The 17,102-nt window shown below is 33.6% G+C and carries 13 protein-coding genes; 9 read left to right on the top strand and 4 right to left on the bottom strand.

The window, feature by feature from the left end; genetic code table 11:
* Positions 1–39 precede the first annotated feature (39 nt).
* From J3U27_RS05955 to J3U27_RS05915, 9 genes are read left to right on the top strand one after another with little or no spacing between them, the layout of a single operon-like run.
* Positions 40–1,095: a hypothetical protein gene (locus J3U27_RS05955; protein ID WP_267377059.1), complete on the top strand. Its 1,056-nt coding sequence runs from the start codon at positions 40–42 to the stop codon at positions 1,093–1,095.
* A 12-nt stretch (positions 1,096–1,107) separates the two neighbouring features.
* Positions 1,108–3,072: a vWA domain-containing protein gene (locus J3U27_RS05950; protein WP_267377058.1), complete on the top strand. Its 1,965-nt coding sequence runs from the start codon at positions 1,108–1,110 to the stop codon at positions 3,070–3,072.
* A gap of 3 nt (positions 3,073–3,075) precedes the next feature.
* Entirely contained in the window at positions 3,076–3,789 is a 714-nt protein-coding gene (locus tag J3U27_RS05945; RefSeq protein ID WP_065734940.1) for an ABC transporter ATP-binding protein, read from the top strand.
* A gap of 10 nt (positions 3,790–3,799) precedes the next feature.
* Positions 3,800–5,023, top strand: coding sequence for an ABC transporter permease (locus tag J3U27_RS05940; RefSeq protein WP_267377057.1), 1,224 nt, complete (start codon positions 3,800–3,802; stop codon positions 5,021–5,023).
* Positions 4,980–6,587: an SUMF1/EgtB/PvdO family nonheme iron enzyme gene (locus tag J3U27_RS05935; RefSeq protein WP_267337361.1), complete on the top strand. Its 1,608-nt coding sequence runs from the start codon at positions 4,980–4,982 to the stop codon at positions 6,585–6,587. The genes J3U27_RS05940 and J3U27_RS05935 overlap by 44 nt, the downstream gene beginning before the upstream one ends.
* Complete coding sequence (locus J3U27_RS05930) at positions 6,587–7,276, top strand: hypothetical protein (protein ID WP_065562892.1); 690 nt, start codon at positions 6,587–6,589, stop codon at positions 7,274–7,276. Before J3U27_RS05935 ends, J3U27_RS05930 begins: the two co-directional genes overlap by 1 nt.
* A gap of 1 nt (position 7,277) precedes the next feature.
* Positions 7,278–7,763, top strand: coding sequence for a hypothetical protein (locus tag J3U27_RS05925; RefSeq protein WP_267353634.1), 486 nt, complete (start codon positions 7,278–7,280; stop codon positions 7,761–7,763).
* Between the two features lie 52 nt (positions 7,764–7,815).
* Positions 7,816–9,252 (top strand): VWA domain-containing protein, encoded by a 1,437-nt coding sequence (locus J3U27_RS05920; protein WP_065734938.1) that lies wholly within the window; start codon positions 7,816–7,818, stop codon positions 9,250–9,252.
* 53 nt (positions 9,253–9,305) lie between these two features.
* The gene (locus J3U27_RS05915) at positions 9,306–10,883 is read left to right on the top strand and encodes a VWA domain-containing protein (RefSeq protein ID WP_267377056.1); all 1,578 of its coding nucleotides are present in this window, start codon (positions 9,306–9,308) and stop codon (positions 10,881–10,883) included.
* Between the two features lie 104 nt (positions 10,884–10,987).
* Here J3U27_RS05915 and gyrB read toward each other — a convergent pair whose 3' ends face one another.
* The 4 genes from gyrB to dnaA are packed head-to-tail and all read right to left on the bottom strand — an operon-like array spanning position 10,988 to position 17,030.
* A complete protein-coding gene (gyrB, locus tag J3U27_RS05910) occupies positions 10,988–13,399 on the bottom strand; it encodes a DNA topoisomerase (ATP-hydrolyzing) subunit B (protein ID WP_220225268.1) in 2,412 nt (803 codons plus the stop codon).
* Positions 13,400–13,441: 42 nt separating this feature from the next.
* Positions 13,442–14,512 carry a DNA replication/repair protein RecF gene (recF, locus tag J3U27_RS05905; RefSeq protein WP_267377055.1) on the bottom strand — a complete coding sequence of 357 codons (1,071 nt, stop codon included), beginning with the start codon at positions 14,510–14,512 and terminating at the stop codon, positions 13,442–13,444.
* A 46-nt stretch (positions 14,513–14,558) separates the two neighbouring features.
* Positions 14,559–15,662, bottom strand: a complete 1,104-nt coding sequence (gene dnaN / locus J3U27_RS05900) for a DNA polymerase III subunit beta (RefSeq protein ID WP_065734935.1) — start codon at positions 15,660–15,662, stop codon at positions 14,559–14,561.
* Between the two features lie 15 nt (positions 15,663–15,677).
* The gene (gene dnaA, locus J3U27_RS05895; RefSeq protein ID WP_065562885.1) at positions 15,678–17,030 is read right to left on the bottom strand and encodes a chromosomal replication initiator protein DnaA; all 1,353 of its coding nucleotides are present in this window, start codon (positions 17,028–17,030) and stop codon (positions 15,678–15,680) included.
* Between the last annotated feature and the right edge of the window lie 72 nt (positions 17,031–17,102).

Below are 17,102 nucleotides of genomic sequence, written 5' to 3'. Positions count from 1 at the left end.
CCATATTGATAAAATTATAATTGTGAAATAGAGGATATCATGGCATTAAAAATTGAATTAGAAGGCTACAAGCCAGGTATTGCTAAATTTTTGGCACAAAAATGGAATGGTAGTGCCGATATTGATATGCTTATTCAACGTAACCAGGATGGTTATTATTTATCAGGTCTTAATCAGTGGGGACCAGAAAAAAATTGGCATACATTAACTAATATGTCGGTAGATAATGAGCAATTAACTGGCCAAGTTGATGAGTGGTTAGTTGACTCATTATTGTCTCAAGAAAACCGTGTTAGATTTCTTATTCAGATCCGTGATAAGCAAAATGAAAGCTATATCGATAGTGGTGTTGTTAATATTGGTGAAACAGTATTTCCGTCATCTGCTCTAAATACTCAACAATCTGATGCTATAGAAGAAGATAAAATTGAGCCTGATGAGATTGTTTCGAATTTTACTGAATCAGATTCTAAAGCACCTTCAGAATCTGATGTTCCTCAAACTGAATTGCCTGTTGCTGAAGAAGAAAATCAGGTAATTGCCGAGCCTGAAGTTGAAATAGAAGCAGCTCCTGAGCCTGAACCTGAACCTGCGATTACACCAGAAGATGTTTCTACTCCACAACCAGTTAAGTCAAAAAGTAAAAAGGGATTAATTATCCTAATTTTTATCACATTATTAGTTTTAGCTGGTCTAAGTGTAGCGGCATGGTATTTCTTCTTTTCAAAAGATAAGAGTCCTTTGACTGCGACAATGAATAGTCAGTGTGACGTTACAAATGCAAACAGTAATGATTTATCTTTTATTCAACAGTGTTTACAGTCAAAACCTGATACGGACACAATAATTGAGATAATAAATCAAGCAAAACAAGCCAATAAATGTAATATCGCTCAGCGTTTATATGCTAATCAGTCTTTGCTGAATGCTAAAATTGCTTTACTTTATGCTAAAGAATATGATGAAAAATTTTATCAAGATAATCAGTGCTTTAAAATTGATAAAGGTACCGCAATTTATTGGTATGAAACATCATTGAATAATGATCCTAATAACGTTTTAGCTAAAGAACGCCTAGCTGAATTGCAAAAATAATAAGGTGCAGGTATGAAAAAAACATTAATTTCAATATTGATTATCGGATTTATTCTTACTTGTTTACCTTTAGTTACGTCAGCTTTAGAACCATTAAAGCAAGCAGGTAAAACAACACTTTATCAGCGAGTTCTTAGTACTCCGACGTGTGAATTGAAGAAGAACATTAATGATGCTACAGGCCAATCAGTACCTGCGTTTTCTCGTTATTATGTCTATGAACGTAAAAATGAGAATAATCAAGAATGGTTGAATGTTGGTCCAGATTCTTACGGTAATACAGTTGGTTGGATTAATAATTCATGTGCGGTTGAGTGGAATATGCAATTGACGTTAGTGTTCACAAATCCAGTTGATCGTGACCCGCTGTTATTTTTTAAAGATAAAGCCTCATTATCCTCAATTGTTGATGCGGATAATCCTGAAACGTTATTAAAACCCATTCGAGACGCACTAAAAGAGAATAAAGCCGTACCACTGATTCTGGCTCAAGAACCTAAGGAATTTGTTGATTTCAAGAATAATTTTTATTTATTACCGATTTTACAAGGTGAAGAGGTAATGAATGGGCAAGGTTTTTATGAACGAATTTTAGAGGTGGCTTCAGTTAGTAAACAACAAGCGGTGGTTAAAAGTAATAATAAACCATCTACCTCATCTTCGGATGATAATACTAACCAAGTTGCTCCATTTAAAGCTGCAATTGTGTTTGTTATTGATTCAACGATTTCGATGGATCCTTATATATCGAGAACAAAAGAGGCTGTTGAACGAGTTTATCAGCGTATTGAAAAAGAGCAGTTACAAGATCAGGTTAAATTTGGATTGGTATCTTTTCGTTCAAGCTTAAAAGCTTCGGATAAATTGGAGTTTGTCAGTAAGATATTTGTAGATCCAAATCAAGTAAAAAATAAGGAAGAATTCAAAAAACTTAGTGCTTCTCTTAAACAAGCCACGGTCTCAACAACTTATTTTGCTGAGGACTCTTACGCGGGTGTTGCACAAGCGTTAAATGATATTAATTGGAATAATTTTGGCGCTCGATATATGATTCTAATTACTGATGCAAGCGCTATTCCTGGCGATGATAAGCTTTCAAGTACAGGTATGGATGCTGCTCAATTACGACTTGAAGCACAGCATAAAGGTGTTGCAATTTATGCTTTACATTTAAAAACGCCAAGTGGTGAAAAAGATCATCAAGTGGCCGAAAAGCAATATTCTGATTTGACCTATAACGATTTTATTCATAAGTCACTTTATTATCCTGTTAATGCTGGTGATGTAAATGAGTTTGGTAAAAAAGTAGATTCATTGGCTCAAGCATTATCAGAGCAAGTTAAATTAGCCTATAAAGGTGAGTCTTCAGTTGGTAATGCCCTTAATGCCAAAGATGATAATGACTCTAATATGTTAAAAGATGCTTTACTATTAGGTAAAGCAATGCAGCTTGCTTATTTAGGTGATACTAACGGAACTAAGGCTCCGTCAGTTTTTAAAGCCTGGATAGCTGATAAAGACTTTGTTAAACCGACAATCCCAACAGCAGAACCTAGAATTTTACTAACTAAATCACAATTAAGTGATTTAAGCGATATTGTAACTAAAATCGCTAATGCTGCTAATGATGGGTTAATTTCTGCCGATGATATGTTCTCACAATTACGTTCTGTTGCTGCTGCGATGGGGCAAGATCCAAGTAAATTAAAATCAGATTCAGTCACAAAAATTGCTGATTTAGGACTATTAGGTGAATATTTAGATAATATTCCGTATAAAAGTGATGTAACTAGTCTTGATCAAGAGACATGGAAAAGTATGAGTGGGATTGAACAAGAAAAATTCATACGTAATCTAAATAGTAAAGTACGTTATTACCAAAAATGTAATGCTGATGTTGATCGTTGGATATCACTATCTGAAGGTAGTGACCCTAGAGAAAACGTTTACCCGATTCCATTAGAAATGTTGCCATAAAATATGTTAACTATAAATAATTTGGTGATTTCTAGACCGATCGGTAAATCTTTTTTTAAGGTTTGTTTACCTGAGCTTTCGGTGAAAGCAGGGCAAGTGGTTGTCATTAAAGGTGATAGTGGTTGCGGTAAAAGTACTTTACTTGAGATGATAGGCTTGATTCTTAAGCCAGATGAAGTCGATTGTTATAATCTTATGGTTGATAATGAAACTTATGACATTGCTAATGTGATTCATCAGAATAATATTAATCAATTAGCCAATATTCGAGCGCAATATTTGGGTTTTATGTTACAAACAGGTGGATTATTACCATTTTTAAATATTAAAAATAATATTTTGTTATCAGCTAAAGTATTGCGAAAACCTGTTGATTCTAATCGATTTGACTATTTGGTTGATAAACTTAATATTGCTCATTTATTGAATAAATATCCGAAACAACTATCTATAGGTGAAAGGCAACGGGCATCTTTTATTCGATCTATTATTCATAAACCCGCGTTATTATTAGCTGACGAGCCAACCTCTGCTCTTGATCCTTATAATGCAAATTTGTTATTTGATTTAATAATAGAACAAGCTCAACAAGATAATATTGCTGCAATGATTGTTACACATGATTGGCAACGAATTGAAAATAAAGGGTTGTTCACTTTATCGGCAAAATTAACATCTATGCAATCGTCAGAATTTTTACCGTCCGTTATAAAGTAAGGTGTAAAATATGGATAAAGTAACATCAAAGTGGCGGTTTATTTCTCGATTATCATTGGCCGATTTATGGTATGACAAGAAAGTATCATTTTGTATTATTGCCTCAATAATATCAGTTATTACACCCTTGTTACTTTTGTTTAGTTTAAAATATGGTGTTGTTGCACAGCTACGCCATCAATTACTTAATGATCCACAAAATTTAGAAGTAAAAATTGTTGGTAATTTACAATTTGATCAGTCAATGTTTGATTGGATTAAAAACCAACCTGAAACTGCATTTGTTATTCCTCTTACACGTTCATTGAATACCCAAGCAGATATGTTTAAAGATTCTGGACATTTTGTTAATAATGTTGAAGTTGTTCCAACAGCAAAAGGTGATCCGATAACCCAAAATATGCCATTGATTAGTCAAGAAAATCAAGTTTTATTGAGCGCTCTAGCTGCTGAAAAAATGCAAGCAAAAATAGGAAGCCGAGTAAAAATGGTAATCACAAGGCAACTGGATGGCAAAATTGAAAAAGGTATGACGGAATTGGAGGTTATTGGCATTGTGCCTGAAACTTATTATGGACGTGCAGCCGGCTTTGTAAGTTTAGACCTTTTAATTGAAATGGAACATTTTTACGATGGTTTTCAAAGTGAAATTTTTTCAACCGGAACCGGTTTGGCTAATTCTACTTATCCTGATTCATTTGCCAGAGCGCGAATTTATGCCAATTCTCTTGATAATGTTGCGCCTTTATCATTGAAATTACGTGAAAAAAATATAGAAACTCGAACACAAGCAAATGCAATTGAAAATATGCAAGCAATTGATAAGGTACTTAGTTTTATTTTCAGCGTGATTGCTATTACCGCAATTTTTGGTTGTATATTATCCTTTAGTGGTTCATTTTTATCTAATATTGAGCGAAAGCGTAAAGATATTGCTTTTATGAGACTTATCGGATTTAAGTCTAAGGAAGTGATGTTTTATTTGCTTACTCAAGCGATGGCATTAAGTTGTTTAGCTTTTATTGTTTCATGTTTACTTTTTTTATTAGGGAATTGTACATTTAATCTGGTCTTAGGTAAAAATTTAGTTTCACAACCAATTGTAAGTCAATTACAATTTTATCATTTTATTATCGCATTTGTATTAACGTTATTTATATCATTTGTTGTTGTTGCGATAGGAGGACGAGGTGCTATTAGTATTCAACCAGCAGAAAGCCTACGCGAAGCGTAATTTTAGACCAGTTTTCTTGGCAATTGGATTAGGTTTAATTTCGAGTATAAGTTATGCTGAACCATGGGATAGTAAATTTTATAATCCCAAACCTTCAAATGATGACGTTATTTTACCTATGCCATGTGAAGGCAGTTTGGTGATGAAAAAAGTTTTTACACCAACACGTAAACTACTAGATGATGTCAAAATTGTTTTAGGTAGTAATAATAAAGAATTAGGTTTTGCTGAGTATGCGACTCCTAATTATATATCTGGTAGTTTTTCCGATGCTGGTAAGGAAAGGTATTTTCTTATTGGTAAATATGAAATTACTGCGCTTCAATATCAAGCTGTTATGAATGATACTTGTCCAACCACTAAACCTAATCTTATTTTCCCAATTACTGAAGTTAGTTGGTTTGATGCCGTTGCTTTTACTGATAAATATAATCGATGGTTACTTAATCAATCTACAGTTAAATCAATTGATGTACCTAAAGGTTATGTTCGATTACCCAGTAATACTGAATGGGAATATGCAGCACGAGGTGGGTCTAAAGTTACGGAATCGGAATTTAGAGAATCAAGATTTCCTATGACTAATAACTTAGAAAATTATGCTTGGTTCTCAGGTGCTAAATCAGCAAATGGTAAATTGCAGCTTATTGGGCGATTAGAACCTAACCCTCTTGATATCTATGACATTTTGGGTAATGCAAGTGAAATGATGTTTGATTCATTCCGTATGAATAAGCTTGATCGTTACCATGGACAACAAGGCGGTATGATTGTTCGAGGAGGCAGTTATTTAACCCCTGAATCCTCAATGACAACAGCTATTAGAACGGAAAAACCTTATTATGATGCTCAAAGTGCATATAAAAGCAAAGATGTTGGTTTTCGTTTAGTTTATACAAGTGAAGTTATTCAGTCGAATGATCTGGTAAAACAGCTCGATCAAGAATGGAACGAATTAGGTAATGGTGCTGGCATTTCGAAGAATGAGAATGTTGTCAATGAACTTGAAAAAATCACTAAACAAGTTGATGATGAAAAAACTAAAAAGGAATTGAATCAACTAAATGCCTTATTACGCAGCGCTAATCAAGCGCGAGATGAACAAAGAGACCGCTCGATTCAATCAGCACTACAATTAGGTGCTTTCCTCTGTGCTAATGTATCAGATTTGAATGATAAATTTGAATATAATAATAATCTGTATGAAACAATGACTGAAGAAATCTGTGATCCAAACGAAATAGATTCTTTAGATGATGAAAATATGTGCTCGAAAGTGAAATTAAATAATTTAAAAAATGTCCTAGATGAATCTAAAAAGGCGCGTGATTTTATACTAAAATATTATTCTGATACGATTGTAAATACTGCTACAAATTATGAAATAGACACGATTAATAATCAATCTAAACCCACACAATTTATTTTAGAAAATAGTGGTAAGGCTAATATGAGTGATTATTTAAAACTCTATTTCAAACATATTAATCAATATATTGAATCAGGGAAGATCGAGCGTTCCACTTGGCTTCAAACATGTAATGAAATAAAAGGGAAAAAATAATGAATAAACTAATAGTAACGATAACCTTATGTATCTCAATGGTTTTAACTGGTTGTCAGAATTCGGGTGGGGCAAGAACTAAAGGTGTAGATCCTACCTTAACTAAAAGTAATAGTGCTAAGTTCTTTAGTAAATCAGCATGGCAGTCTTGCGCTGTAGGTGCAGGTGTAGCTGGTGTTGGATGTTTTTTATTAGGTGGTAAAGCAGGTACTTGTATTGCGTCAGCTGCAGTGGGTTGTGGTGTAATGATGGGTGCAAATTACTATCTTGATACTAAACGTGCAGAATACGCTGATGCCGAAATGCGACTTGATGTTTATATTCAAGATGTTCAGCAAAATACTTATGAAGTTCAAGCTGTAACAGAAACAGCTAAAACTGTATTAGATAAAAATTTAGCAACACTTAAAACATTAAATAATCAAATTAAGTCACAAACAGTGAATAAAACCGAAGCTAAACGTGATTTAACTCAAATTGATGCTAACATTGCTTATTTAACAGATAAATTATCTCGTATGAAAAAAGTTGAAAGAGATTGGATATCAATTTCTGCTCAAGAACGACGATCAGGCGTAAACGTTTCAAAACTTGATAAACAAATTAACCAATTACATAAACAAATTGCTGTGCTTGAAAAGCAAGTCAACCTTGTTACTCAGCAACGCTCAGCAGTGAAGGTAAGCTAATATGAAAAAGATTTCACTTATTTTATTACTAAGCTCGCTCTTTTTTTTGAGTGGTTGTTCAACAACGCCAGAACAGTGCGATCCAACCAATACAAACATTGGTATTTTGGACAAAATTAGCTGTAATTATTCTGGTAATTATCAAGCTCGTATTGATAAGAAAGAACAAATATTAGAAAACGAGAAAAGAGCTAATGCGCAGTTTAGAGAAATTTACGCAACTATTGAGAGACAGAAAAACTCTACATCACTGAGTGTTAAACAAAAACAAGCTCAATTACAAAAATTAAAAACTGAGTTAACTCAGTTAACCAATGAGGTCAAAGCAAAAGCTAAAAATCGTAATGATCTTCAAGCTCAAGTTAAAGACATTGAACAGCAGATGAATAAAGTTAATAATTCAAATGCATCTGACATTGAAAAACAAGTTGAGTTAGATAAGTTAAATAAAAAGCTTCAACGATTACAAAAAGCGTTAAATATTTGATTTGATATTGATTAACTAAAAAATTTGTTGAACATAGGGAAATAAAGAAACAATGCAGCGAATAACAAGAATTATATTTGATAATGGTGATCCTAATAAAGCGTCTTTGTTAGAACAATATAATTCTTTGTTAGCATTGTTAAAAAGAAATTTAACAGAGCGGACGTTTTCAATTTTAGGTATTCCTAAGTTAATTGATAATAATCAATATGTTGGTTGGTATAGTAATCTTGAAGGTCAACCTGTCTTACTTAGTAATATTGAAAACGAGGAACATAAAAAGCAGATTGAAAAAACGCTATATACTCGGATTAATGACATTGAATTAGCGATTAAAACGATGTCATTAACAATCGAAGAACAAACTTTAATATCAACCTGGTTGCCGAGAATTAAAAGTTTGGGTAATACAATTTATGTTATCAACGATGATCCGGTTATAGTTAATACTTTTGAAGAACCTATTTTACCTAAATCTCCTATAACACCACCGGTAGTTCCTCCAAAATCATTTTGGCGGTGGTGGTATTTCTTGTTGCTTGCCTTATTTTTAATTGGATTGCTTGGTTTACTTTGGTACTTCTTCTGTCCATATGGAAAAGAAAAAATACCTGAGCAAATAATTGCTCAAAATGTAGAAGAACATAAAACGGAACCAACTCCAATAGTTGAACCACCAAAAGAGCCTGAAATAAAATCGGTACCAGAAGATGTTAAAGTTAAACCAGAACCGGTTCCTGAACCTATTCCTGAACCTGCACCTGCACCTGCACCAGTAGAAAAAGCAAAAGATTGTGTACCTAAAGAAGAAGTGCTCAATAATAAAGACGCACCTAAAATGGTTTTGATTTTCGATAATTCAGCTTCCATGACAATTACCTTAATGGAGTCACAAGCAAGTATTAATAAGTTTTTAAAAGCTAATTTTTATTCAATGACTCGGAAAGAAGCTGAAGCTTATGAAAAGCGGATGACCCGTTTACCTAATCGTTTATCAAAAAGCAAAGAAGTTGCAGTAACAAGTATTGATAAAATACAACAAAATATCGATATTTCACTTGTGACATTAACAAGCTGTCCGGCAGCACAAACAACACCATTTTATTCTTATCAAAATAGAGAAAAACTAAAAAATAAAATTAAACGATTGCGTCCTTTAGACTATAACAGTGCAACACCATTATACAGTGGTGTTAAACAGGCGAGTAAACTCCTTGATGGCGTTAATCGTGATGATTATATTTTAATTATCAGCGATGGTGAGGATAATTGTACTCGTGCTAATATTTGTACCCTTGCTACTAAAATTGCAGCAGAAAAACCACGTTTAAAAATAAATATTGTTGATATAGCTGGGCAACATAAAATAGATTGTGTTGCAAAAAGAACGGGGGGAAATGTTTATATAGCTAAAAGTCCAACAGAGCTTATTAATCAAATGAATAATGCAGTTTCAAATATGAATATTAGTAAGCCTATTTGCGAATAAAATACCGAGTAATTTTTCAAATTACCGGCTAATGATGAGGATTAAGTTAAGAAATGCAAAGAATAACTCGCATAGCTTTTGAACAAAGTAATTTAAACAAGATGCAGTTACTGGAACAGTATGGCTCTTTACTTTCAATACTTAAACCACATCTAACCGCTAGAACATATTCAATTTTTGCTACACCAAAATTAATTGAAGACAATCAATATATAGGTTGGTATACAAATCTTGAAGGGCAACCCACCTTACTTAATGACATAATTGACGAATATCATAAATCTGAAATTAAACAAACTCTAGCTACTAGAATCAATGATATTGAAACAGCAGCAAAATTAATTTCTTTAACTAATGAACAAAAAACTCTAGTTTCTTCATGGTTACTGAGAATTAAAAACCTAAAGAATAATATTTATGTAATCAATAATGAGCCGGTTATTGTCGATACATTTGAACCTATCGAACTACCAATTGCTCCAGTAATAGTACCAAAACCTTTCTGGAAATGGTGGTATACTTTGATTTTAGCCTTACTTTTATTAGCAGCTTTAGGATTATTATGGTACTTTTTTAATCCTTTTAAAGAATCTAAAAACGTCGAGCCTATAACTGTCAAGGAAGAAAAAAAAGTAGAGCCAACTGTTGAACAACCAAAAGAACCAGTTATTAAGCCTCAACCAGAGCCTGAAGTAAAGCAAGAACCTAACGTTCCTGAACCCCAACCTGTTGTTAAACCAAAACCGGTTCCAGATCCGATTACTAATCCTGAGTCTAAGCCTGAAGTAAAACAAGAGCCTAAAGCTCCTGAACCTCAACCTGTTGTTAAACCAAAACCGGTTCCAGATCCGATTACTAATCCTGAGCCTAAGCCTGAACCTAAACCTGAACCAAAGCCAAAAGTAAAAAATCCACCAAATTGTATTACTAAAGAAGAATTAGCCAAAAATAGTAATCCATCTAAAATGGCATTAATATTCGATAATTCATTATCGATGACTGTAACTTTAGCTGAATCACCAATGGAAGTCGGGCAATATTTCAATTATTTAAGCTATGGTTATCCGAGAGGTATGTCTCAGCAAGATAAAATAGATTATGACAAACGAATGACGCGTTTACCCACTCGTTTATCAACCAGTAAAAAAGTTGCATTAACAAGTATTGATAAAATACAGCAAAATATTAATATTTCATTGGTGGCACTTAATGGTTGCCCAGTAGCCGATACTACGCCTTTTTATAATTATTCAAGTAGAGGTGCTTTGAAAAGTAAAATTAATAGATTAACACCAAGTGCTGCTGGTGGTGGAGGAACACCACTTTATAGCGGATTAGAAAAAGCCAGCCAAATGCTTGACGGTGTAAAACGTGATGATTATATTCTTATAATTAGTGATGGTGAGGATAATTGTACGCGTGCAAATATTTGTACTCTTGCTAATCATATAGCTACCCAAAAACCTCGTTTGAAGATAAATATAGTAGATATTGCAGGTGAACATAAAATAGACTGTATCGCAAATGCGACAGGTGGCAAAGTGTATATTGCACAAAGTCCTAAAGATATGATTAGGCAGATGAATAAAGCTGTTTTAGACTTAAAAATCAATAGGTCTGTTTGTCAGTAATTAAAGTTAATAGATGGAATTTATCACATAAAATTACTTTTTAATTTTTAATAAATTTGCAAAAAAAACCAGACACAATGTCTGGTTTTTTATTAGATAATTAATTAGAAATCCAAATTAGCTGCTTTCAAGGCATTTTCTTCAATGAATAATCTACGAGGTTCAACCTCATCACCCATTAATGTAGTAAACAATTGATCTGCTTCAATGGCATCTTTAATGGTTACTTGTAACATTCTTCGGCTTGTTGGATCCATGGTTGTTTCCCATAATTGTTCTGGGTTCATTTCACCTAAACCTTTATAACGTTGGATAGTTAATCCACGACGAGATTCACGAATTAACCAATCAACTGCATCTTCAAATGAGCTAACTGGTTGTTTTCTCTCACCACGTTGTATAAATGCGCTTTCCTCAAGTAAATCTTTCAATTGTGATCCTAAATGGCAGATATTTCGATATTCATTACTATGAATAAACACTTGATCTAATGCATAATTAGTATCCACACCATGAGTTCTTACTTTAATAACAGGTATATACAATTCTGCTTTTTCGTTGTAATCCGCACTATAAAGGTAGGTACTACCGTGTTGCTCTTTATTAGATAGTTTTTCAACAATAGATTTTGCCCAATTTTCAGCTTTGTGTTGATCTTTCAAGATATTTTCATCTAATACTTCTTGATAAACTAATTCTGATAATAAGGCTTTAGGGTAGCGACGTTCCATTTTAGTAATTAATTTTTCGACTTTCTGATATTCGGCAATTAATTTTTCTAAAGCTTCGCCAGCTAAAGCTGGAGCATGGTCATTAACATGTAATGATGCATCTTCTAATGCCAAAGCGATTTGGAATTGAGTCATTGCATCGTCATCTTTAATATATTGCTCTTGTTTCCCTTTTTTGACCTTATATAGTGGTGGTTGAGCAATATAGACATAACCTCGTTCAATGATCTCAGGCATTTGACGGTAGAAGAATGTTAGCAATAATGTTCTAATATGCGATCCATCAACATCGGCATCGGTCATAATAATAATGCTATGGTAACGCATTTTATCTGGATTATATTCATCACGGCCAATGCCACAACCTAAAGCAGTAATTAACGTTGCTACTTCTTGTGAAGAAAGCATTTTGTCAAAACGAGCTTTTTCAACATTTAGAATTTTACCTTTTAACGGTAAAATTGCTTGGTTTCTACGATTTCGTCCTTGTTTTGCAGAGCCACCTGCAGAGTCCCCTTCCACTAGGTATAGTTCAGATAAAGCGGGATCTTTTTCTTGGCAATCAGCAAGTTTTCCAGGCAAACCACCTAAATCTAAAGCGCCTTTACGACGTGTCATTTCGCGAGCTTTTCTTGCTGCCTCACGAGCTCTCGCTGCATCGATAATTTTACCTACTACAATTTTTGCATCTGAAGGATTTTCAAGTAAATATTCAGCTAGTTTTTCGCCCATTACAGACTCAACTGCTGATTTAACTTCAGATGACACCAATTTATCTTTAGTTTGTGATGAGAATTTAGGATCAGGCACTTTTACTGATACAACAGCAATTAACCCTTCTCGAGCATCATCACCTGTAGCACTAATTTTTGCTTTTTTGCTATAGCCTTCGGTTTCCATGTAGTTATTTAATGTACGTGTCATAGCGCCACGGAAACCAGCCAAGTGAGTACCACCATCACGTTGAGGAATGTTATTTGTAAAACAATAGATATTTTCTTGGTAACCGTCATTCCATTGTAGTGCAACTTCGACACCAATATTATCTTTCTCAGTACTAAAATAAAAAATCTTTGGATGAATTGGGTTTTTATTTTTATTTAGATATTCTACGAAAGCTTGAATACCACCTTCATAATGGTAATGTTCACTTTTACCTGTACGTTCATCGGTGAGTTTGATTGAAACACCTGAATTTAAGAATGATAGTTCGCGTAATCTTTTTGCCAGATGATCATACACAAATTCAATGTTAGAAAAAGTTTCTGGACTTGGCCAAAAACGAACATATGTACCTGATTCAGTTGTTTCACCAATGATTTTTAGCGGTTCTTCAGGAACGCCTAAATGATAAATTTGTTTATGTATTTTACCTTCACGATAAATCACTAATTCTAACTTATCGGATAAAGCATTGACGACTGAAACACCAACACCATGTAAACCACCAGACACTTTGTATGAATTATCATCAAATTTACCACCGGCATGCAAAACAGTCATAATAACTTCTGCTGCGGAAATACCTTCTTCTTCATGGATACCAGTAGGTATACCTCGACCATCATCTCGTACAGAAACGGAATTATCAGGATGGATTGTAACTTCAATATGGTGACAATAACCAGCTAATGCTTCATCAATGGCATTATCTACCACTTCAAAAACCATATGGTGAAGCCCTGTTCCATCATCAGTATCACCAATATACATACCTGGGCGTTTTCGGACAGCATCAAGTCCTTTAAGTACTTTAATGCTGGAAGAATCATAAGAGTTAGACATGGATTTCTCGACTTATTTGATTATTTATATCATTTTGTATATTTAAGAAATTATACCAGAATTTATGTGAAAAATCTTATCATTTTCATCGATCATATGGCTAATTTGCTCTTGATTAACCGCTGTAATGAAAACTTGAGATTGTGCTGATTTTAATCGTTTTGCTAATAAGTTACGTTTATTTTTATCAAGCTCTGAAGCAAAGTCATCAATTAAGTAAATACAGGATTGGCCTGTTGTTTCTGAGAAATATTCACCTTGAGACAAACGTAATGCACACATGAGTAATTTTAATTGTCCCCGAGATAATAAATCTTCAACAGGAATATTATCTATTCGTAATTTTAAATCTGCTTTATGAGGACCTAGCGAAGTATAATTAATGAACTTATCTCTTTCAAATTGTCTATATAATATATCTGAATAACTGACTCCATGCTCCCAGCCCTGATAATATTGGCAATTAAGTTGATATTCTGGTAGAAAATCATGACAGGTTTGCATAATTTGAGGAAATATATTTTGGCTATAACTAGCCCTAATCTGGCTGATTTTTTCTGCAATCGGTGCTAACTCTTTATCCCAAGGTAATAATTGATTATAGTTTGATGACTGTTTTAATAAAGCATTACGCTGTTTAAAGAAGCGTTTTAAGTTATTCCAAAGTGATACAAATTCAGGATAGTGATGAAAACACCCCCAATCTATAAAAGCACGGCGATATTTTGGTCCTCCGGTAAGTAGATCAAATCCTTCAGGCGTAATAAGTTGAATTGGTAATAATTTAGCTAAATCCGTCAACCGAAATCCTTCGTCACCATCAATTTTTATCGTATTATCGTTATGGCGTGTTTTTGATAAACCTATTGTTCGAGTTTTTTGTGCTGATTCAATTTGACTAAATAATACTAACTCTGGTTTTTCGTGTTGTATTATTCGATTGGATTGAATATGTCTAAAAGCTCGACCATGTCCGAGCATATAAATCGCCTCGAGTAGGCTGGTTTTTCCGCTACCATTATCACCAACTATATAATTAAAATGTTTGGATAATGATAATTCAGCATAATCAATATTTCGAAAGTGATAAATTTTGATTTGAGAAAGTGTCATGTCGGTAAAGTTTCCGGCCGAGGCCGGAAGTTTAAATGATCGTTAATTATAAGCGCATTGGCATAACAACATAAGTTGCAGATTGGTTGTTGATATCTTCAATTTGCACACTTGATGTTGCATCGGTTAATAATAATTGGACGCTATCGCATTTTAATGTGTTTAATATGTCCAATAAATACGTTACATTAAAACCAATTTCAAGCTCTTGAGATTCGTATTTTACATCAATAACTTCTTCTGCTTCTTCTTGTTCGGGATTGTTTGCAGTAATTTTAATCTGATTGCTATGTACATATAATCTTATGCCGCGAAATTTTTCATTTGAAAGAATCGCAACACGAGATAAAGCATTTCTTAGTTCTTCACATGATACTTCAAGTGGTTTATCAGGATTACGAGGCATTACACGTTTATAATCAGGAAATTTTCCATCAATAAGTTTTGAAGTAAAAGTAAAATCGCCAAGACTAATACGTAAATTATTGTTACCAATTTGCATATTAACTAGCTCATCATTATCACCAACTAGTTTTGCCAGTTCAATTACGCCTTTTCTTGGTAAAATGACTGAACAGGATTCAGAGATCTCATGACCAACAGGTTGAGCACACACAGCTAATCGATGACCATCAGTTGCAACGGTTTTTAATAGACCATCTTCAATTTCAAATAGCATACCATTTAAATAATATCTTACATCTTGGTTAGCCATTGAGAATTGAACTGCGTCTATAAGTCGTTTGATAGTCTTTTGAGGTATAGAAAGTTCAACATCACTTTGCCAATTTTCTAGATTAGGAAAATCTGATGCAGGTAGTGTAGATAAAGAAAATTTACTTCGACCTGACTGAATAATCAATCGATTATCGTCAACGCTTATCGATATTTGAGCATCACTAGGAAGATTTCGACAGATATCAAGAAACTTTCTAGCTGGAACAGTTGTAGCACCCGCTTCACTAGGCTCTGTTAGGGGAATATGAGAAATCATTTCAATTTCTAAATCTGTTCCCGTCATGGATAGCGTGTTTTCACTCACCTGCAATAATAAATTACCTAAAATGGGGAGGGTAGGTCGGCTACCTAATGGTGCACTAACAAGTTGCAATGGTTTGATAAGTTTTTCACGATCTATAATAAATTTCATAGTGTTAATTCTTTTTTAAGTTGATAATGTTCGAATTAAATTGGAATAATCCTCTTTAATGTCATTGCTTTCTTCTTTTAACTCTGCGATCTTCCGACATGCATGTAATACTGTTGTATGATCTCTTCCACCAAAACCATCACCTATTTCTGGAAGGCTTTTGTTGGTTAGCTCTTTCGCTAACGCCATTGCTACTTGTCTTGGTCTTGCGACAGAACGAGAACGGCGTTTAGATAATAAGTCAGAAACTTTAATTTTATAATATTCAGCAACCGTTTTTTGAATATTTTCAATAGTAATCAATTTTTCTTGTAAGGCAAGTAAATCTTTTAAAGCATCTTTGACAAAATCAATGGTGATAGATTTGCCTGTAAAATTAGCATTGGCAATAACTCGATTAAGTGCACCTTCTAATTCTCTTACGTTTGATCGTAGTCGTTTAGCAATGAAAAAAGCGACCTCTTCAGGTAATTTTATTTTGTTTTCGTCTGCTTTTTTCATCAAAATAGCCACTCGAGTTTCAAGTTCTGGTGGTTCTATAGCGATGGTTAATCCCCAACCAAACCTTGACTTTAAACGATCTTCTACACCATCAATTTCTTTAGGATAACGATCCGAGGTTAGGATAATTTGTTGGTTGCCTTCTAACAATGAATTAAATGTATGGAAAAACTCTTCTTGTGAACGCTCTTTATTTGCAAAAAATTGAATATCATCAATAAGGAGAGCGTCAACAGATCGATAATAGTTTTTAAACTCTTCAATAGCATTATTTTGTAAAGCTTTGACCATGTCTTGAACAAAGCGTTCTGAATGCATATAAACAACTTTAGCGTTAGCTTTACCTGCCATAATTTCATTACCAACAGCATGTAACAAGTGAGTTTTTCCTAAACCTGTTGAGCCATATAAAAAAAGAGGGTTGTAAGCTTTTCCTGGATTTTCAGCTACTTGTTTAGCTGCTGCAACAGCAAGTTGATTAGATTTACCTTCAACAAAGCTGTTGAAAGTATGCTTATGATTAATACCTGAATAATAAGTGTGATTATTATTATTCTCTTTTGTTGTTTTCCAAGAAGGTACAACATCAGATTTATTAATTTTAGATTTTTTTTCTACAGATAAAGTTGAACCAACTTCCAAATATAATTTTAGTGAATCATTACCCAGTAAATTATTCAATAATTGCGAAATAGTCGTTAAATATTTATTTTTAACCCAATCTAATACAAATCTGTTTGGAGCATAAATATAAAGTTTATTCTCAACCATTTCCACTTGTAACGGTCGAATCCATAAATTGAATTCTGTTGTAGGAAGCGCTTCTTGTAATTGAGAAAGACAATCTTGCCAAATCGAGGTAGACATGGCTACTCCTTTAATTGGGATACTAACAATACTGGAATAATTATAATCTTTTTTGTGGATAATTTGTAGGGT

It is taken from the genome of Gilliamella sp. B2911, assembly GCF_026536965.1.
Classification (GTDB): Bacteria; Pseudomonadota; Gammaproteobacteria; order Enterobacterales; family Orbaceae; genus Gilliamella; species Gilliamella apicola_E.
Note: the sequence above shows the minus strand (reverse complement) of the source record. Positions and strands in the feature narration are given on the sequence as shown.

What these genes read in the sequence shown, in the direction of transcription:
- J3U27_RS05920 (WP_065734938.1), top strand. Translation starts at nt 7,816, where the DNA reads ATGCAGCGAATAACAAGAATTATATTTGATAATGGTGATCCTAATAAA.
- J3U27_RS05940 (WP_267377057.1), top strand. Translation starts at nt 3,800, where the DNA reads ATGGATAAAGTAACATCAAAGTGGCGGTTTATTTCTCGATTATCATTG.
- J3U27_RS05930 (WP_065562892.1), top strand. Translation starts at nt 6,587, where the DNA reads ATGAATAAACTAATAGTAACGATAACCTTATGTATCTCAATGGTTTTA.
- J3U27_RS05915 (WP_267377056.1), top strand. Translation starts at nt 9,306, where the DNA reads ATGCAAAGAATAACTCGCATAGCTTTTGAACAAAGTAATTTAAACAAG.
- gyrB (WP_220225268.1), bottom strand. Translation starts at nt 13,399, where the DNA reads ATGTCTAACTCTTATGATTCTTCCAGCATTAAAGTACTTAAAGGACTT.
- J3U27_RS05955 (WP_267377059.1), top strand. Translation starts at nt 40, where the DNA reads ATGGCATTAAAAATTGAATTAGAAGGCTACAAGCCAGGTATTGCTAAA.
- dnaA (WP_065562885.1), bottom strand. Translation starts at nt 17,030, where the DNA reads ATGTCTACCTCGATTTGGCAAGATTGTCTTTCTCAATTACAAGAAGCG.
- dnaN (WP_065734935.1), bottom strand. Translation starts at nt 15,662, where the DNA reads ATGAAATTTATTATAGATCGTGAAAAACTTATCAAACCATTGCAACTT.
- J3U27_RS05925 (WP_267353634.1), top strand. Translation starts at nt 7,278, where the DNA reads ATGAAAAAGATTTCACTTATTTTATTACTAAGCTCGCTCTTTTTTTTG.
- recF (WP_267377055.1), bottom strand. Translation starts at nt 14,512, where the DNA reads ATGACACTTTCTCAAATCAAAATTTATCACTTTCGAAATATTGATTAT.
- J3U27_RS05950 (WP_267377058.1), top strand. Translation starts at nt 1,108, where the DNA reads ATGAAAAAAACATTAATTTCAATATTGATTATCGGATTTATTCTTACT.
- J3U27_RS05945 (WP_065734940.1), top strand. Translation starts at nt 3,076, where the DNA reads ATGTTAACTATAAATAATTTGGTGATTTCTAGACCGATCGGTAAATCT.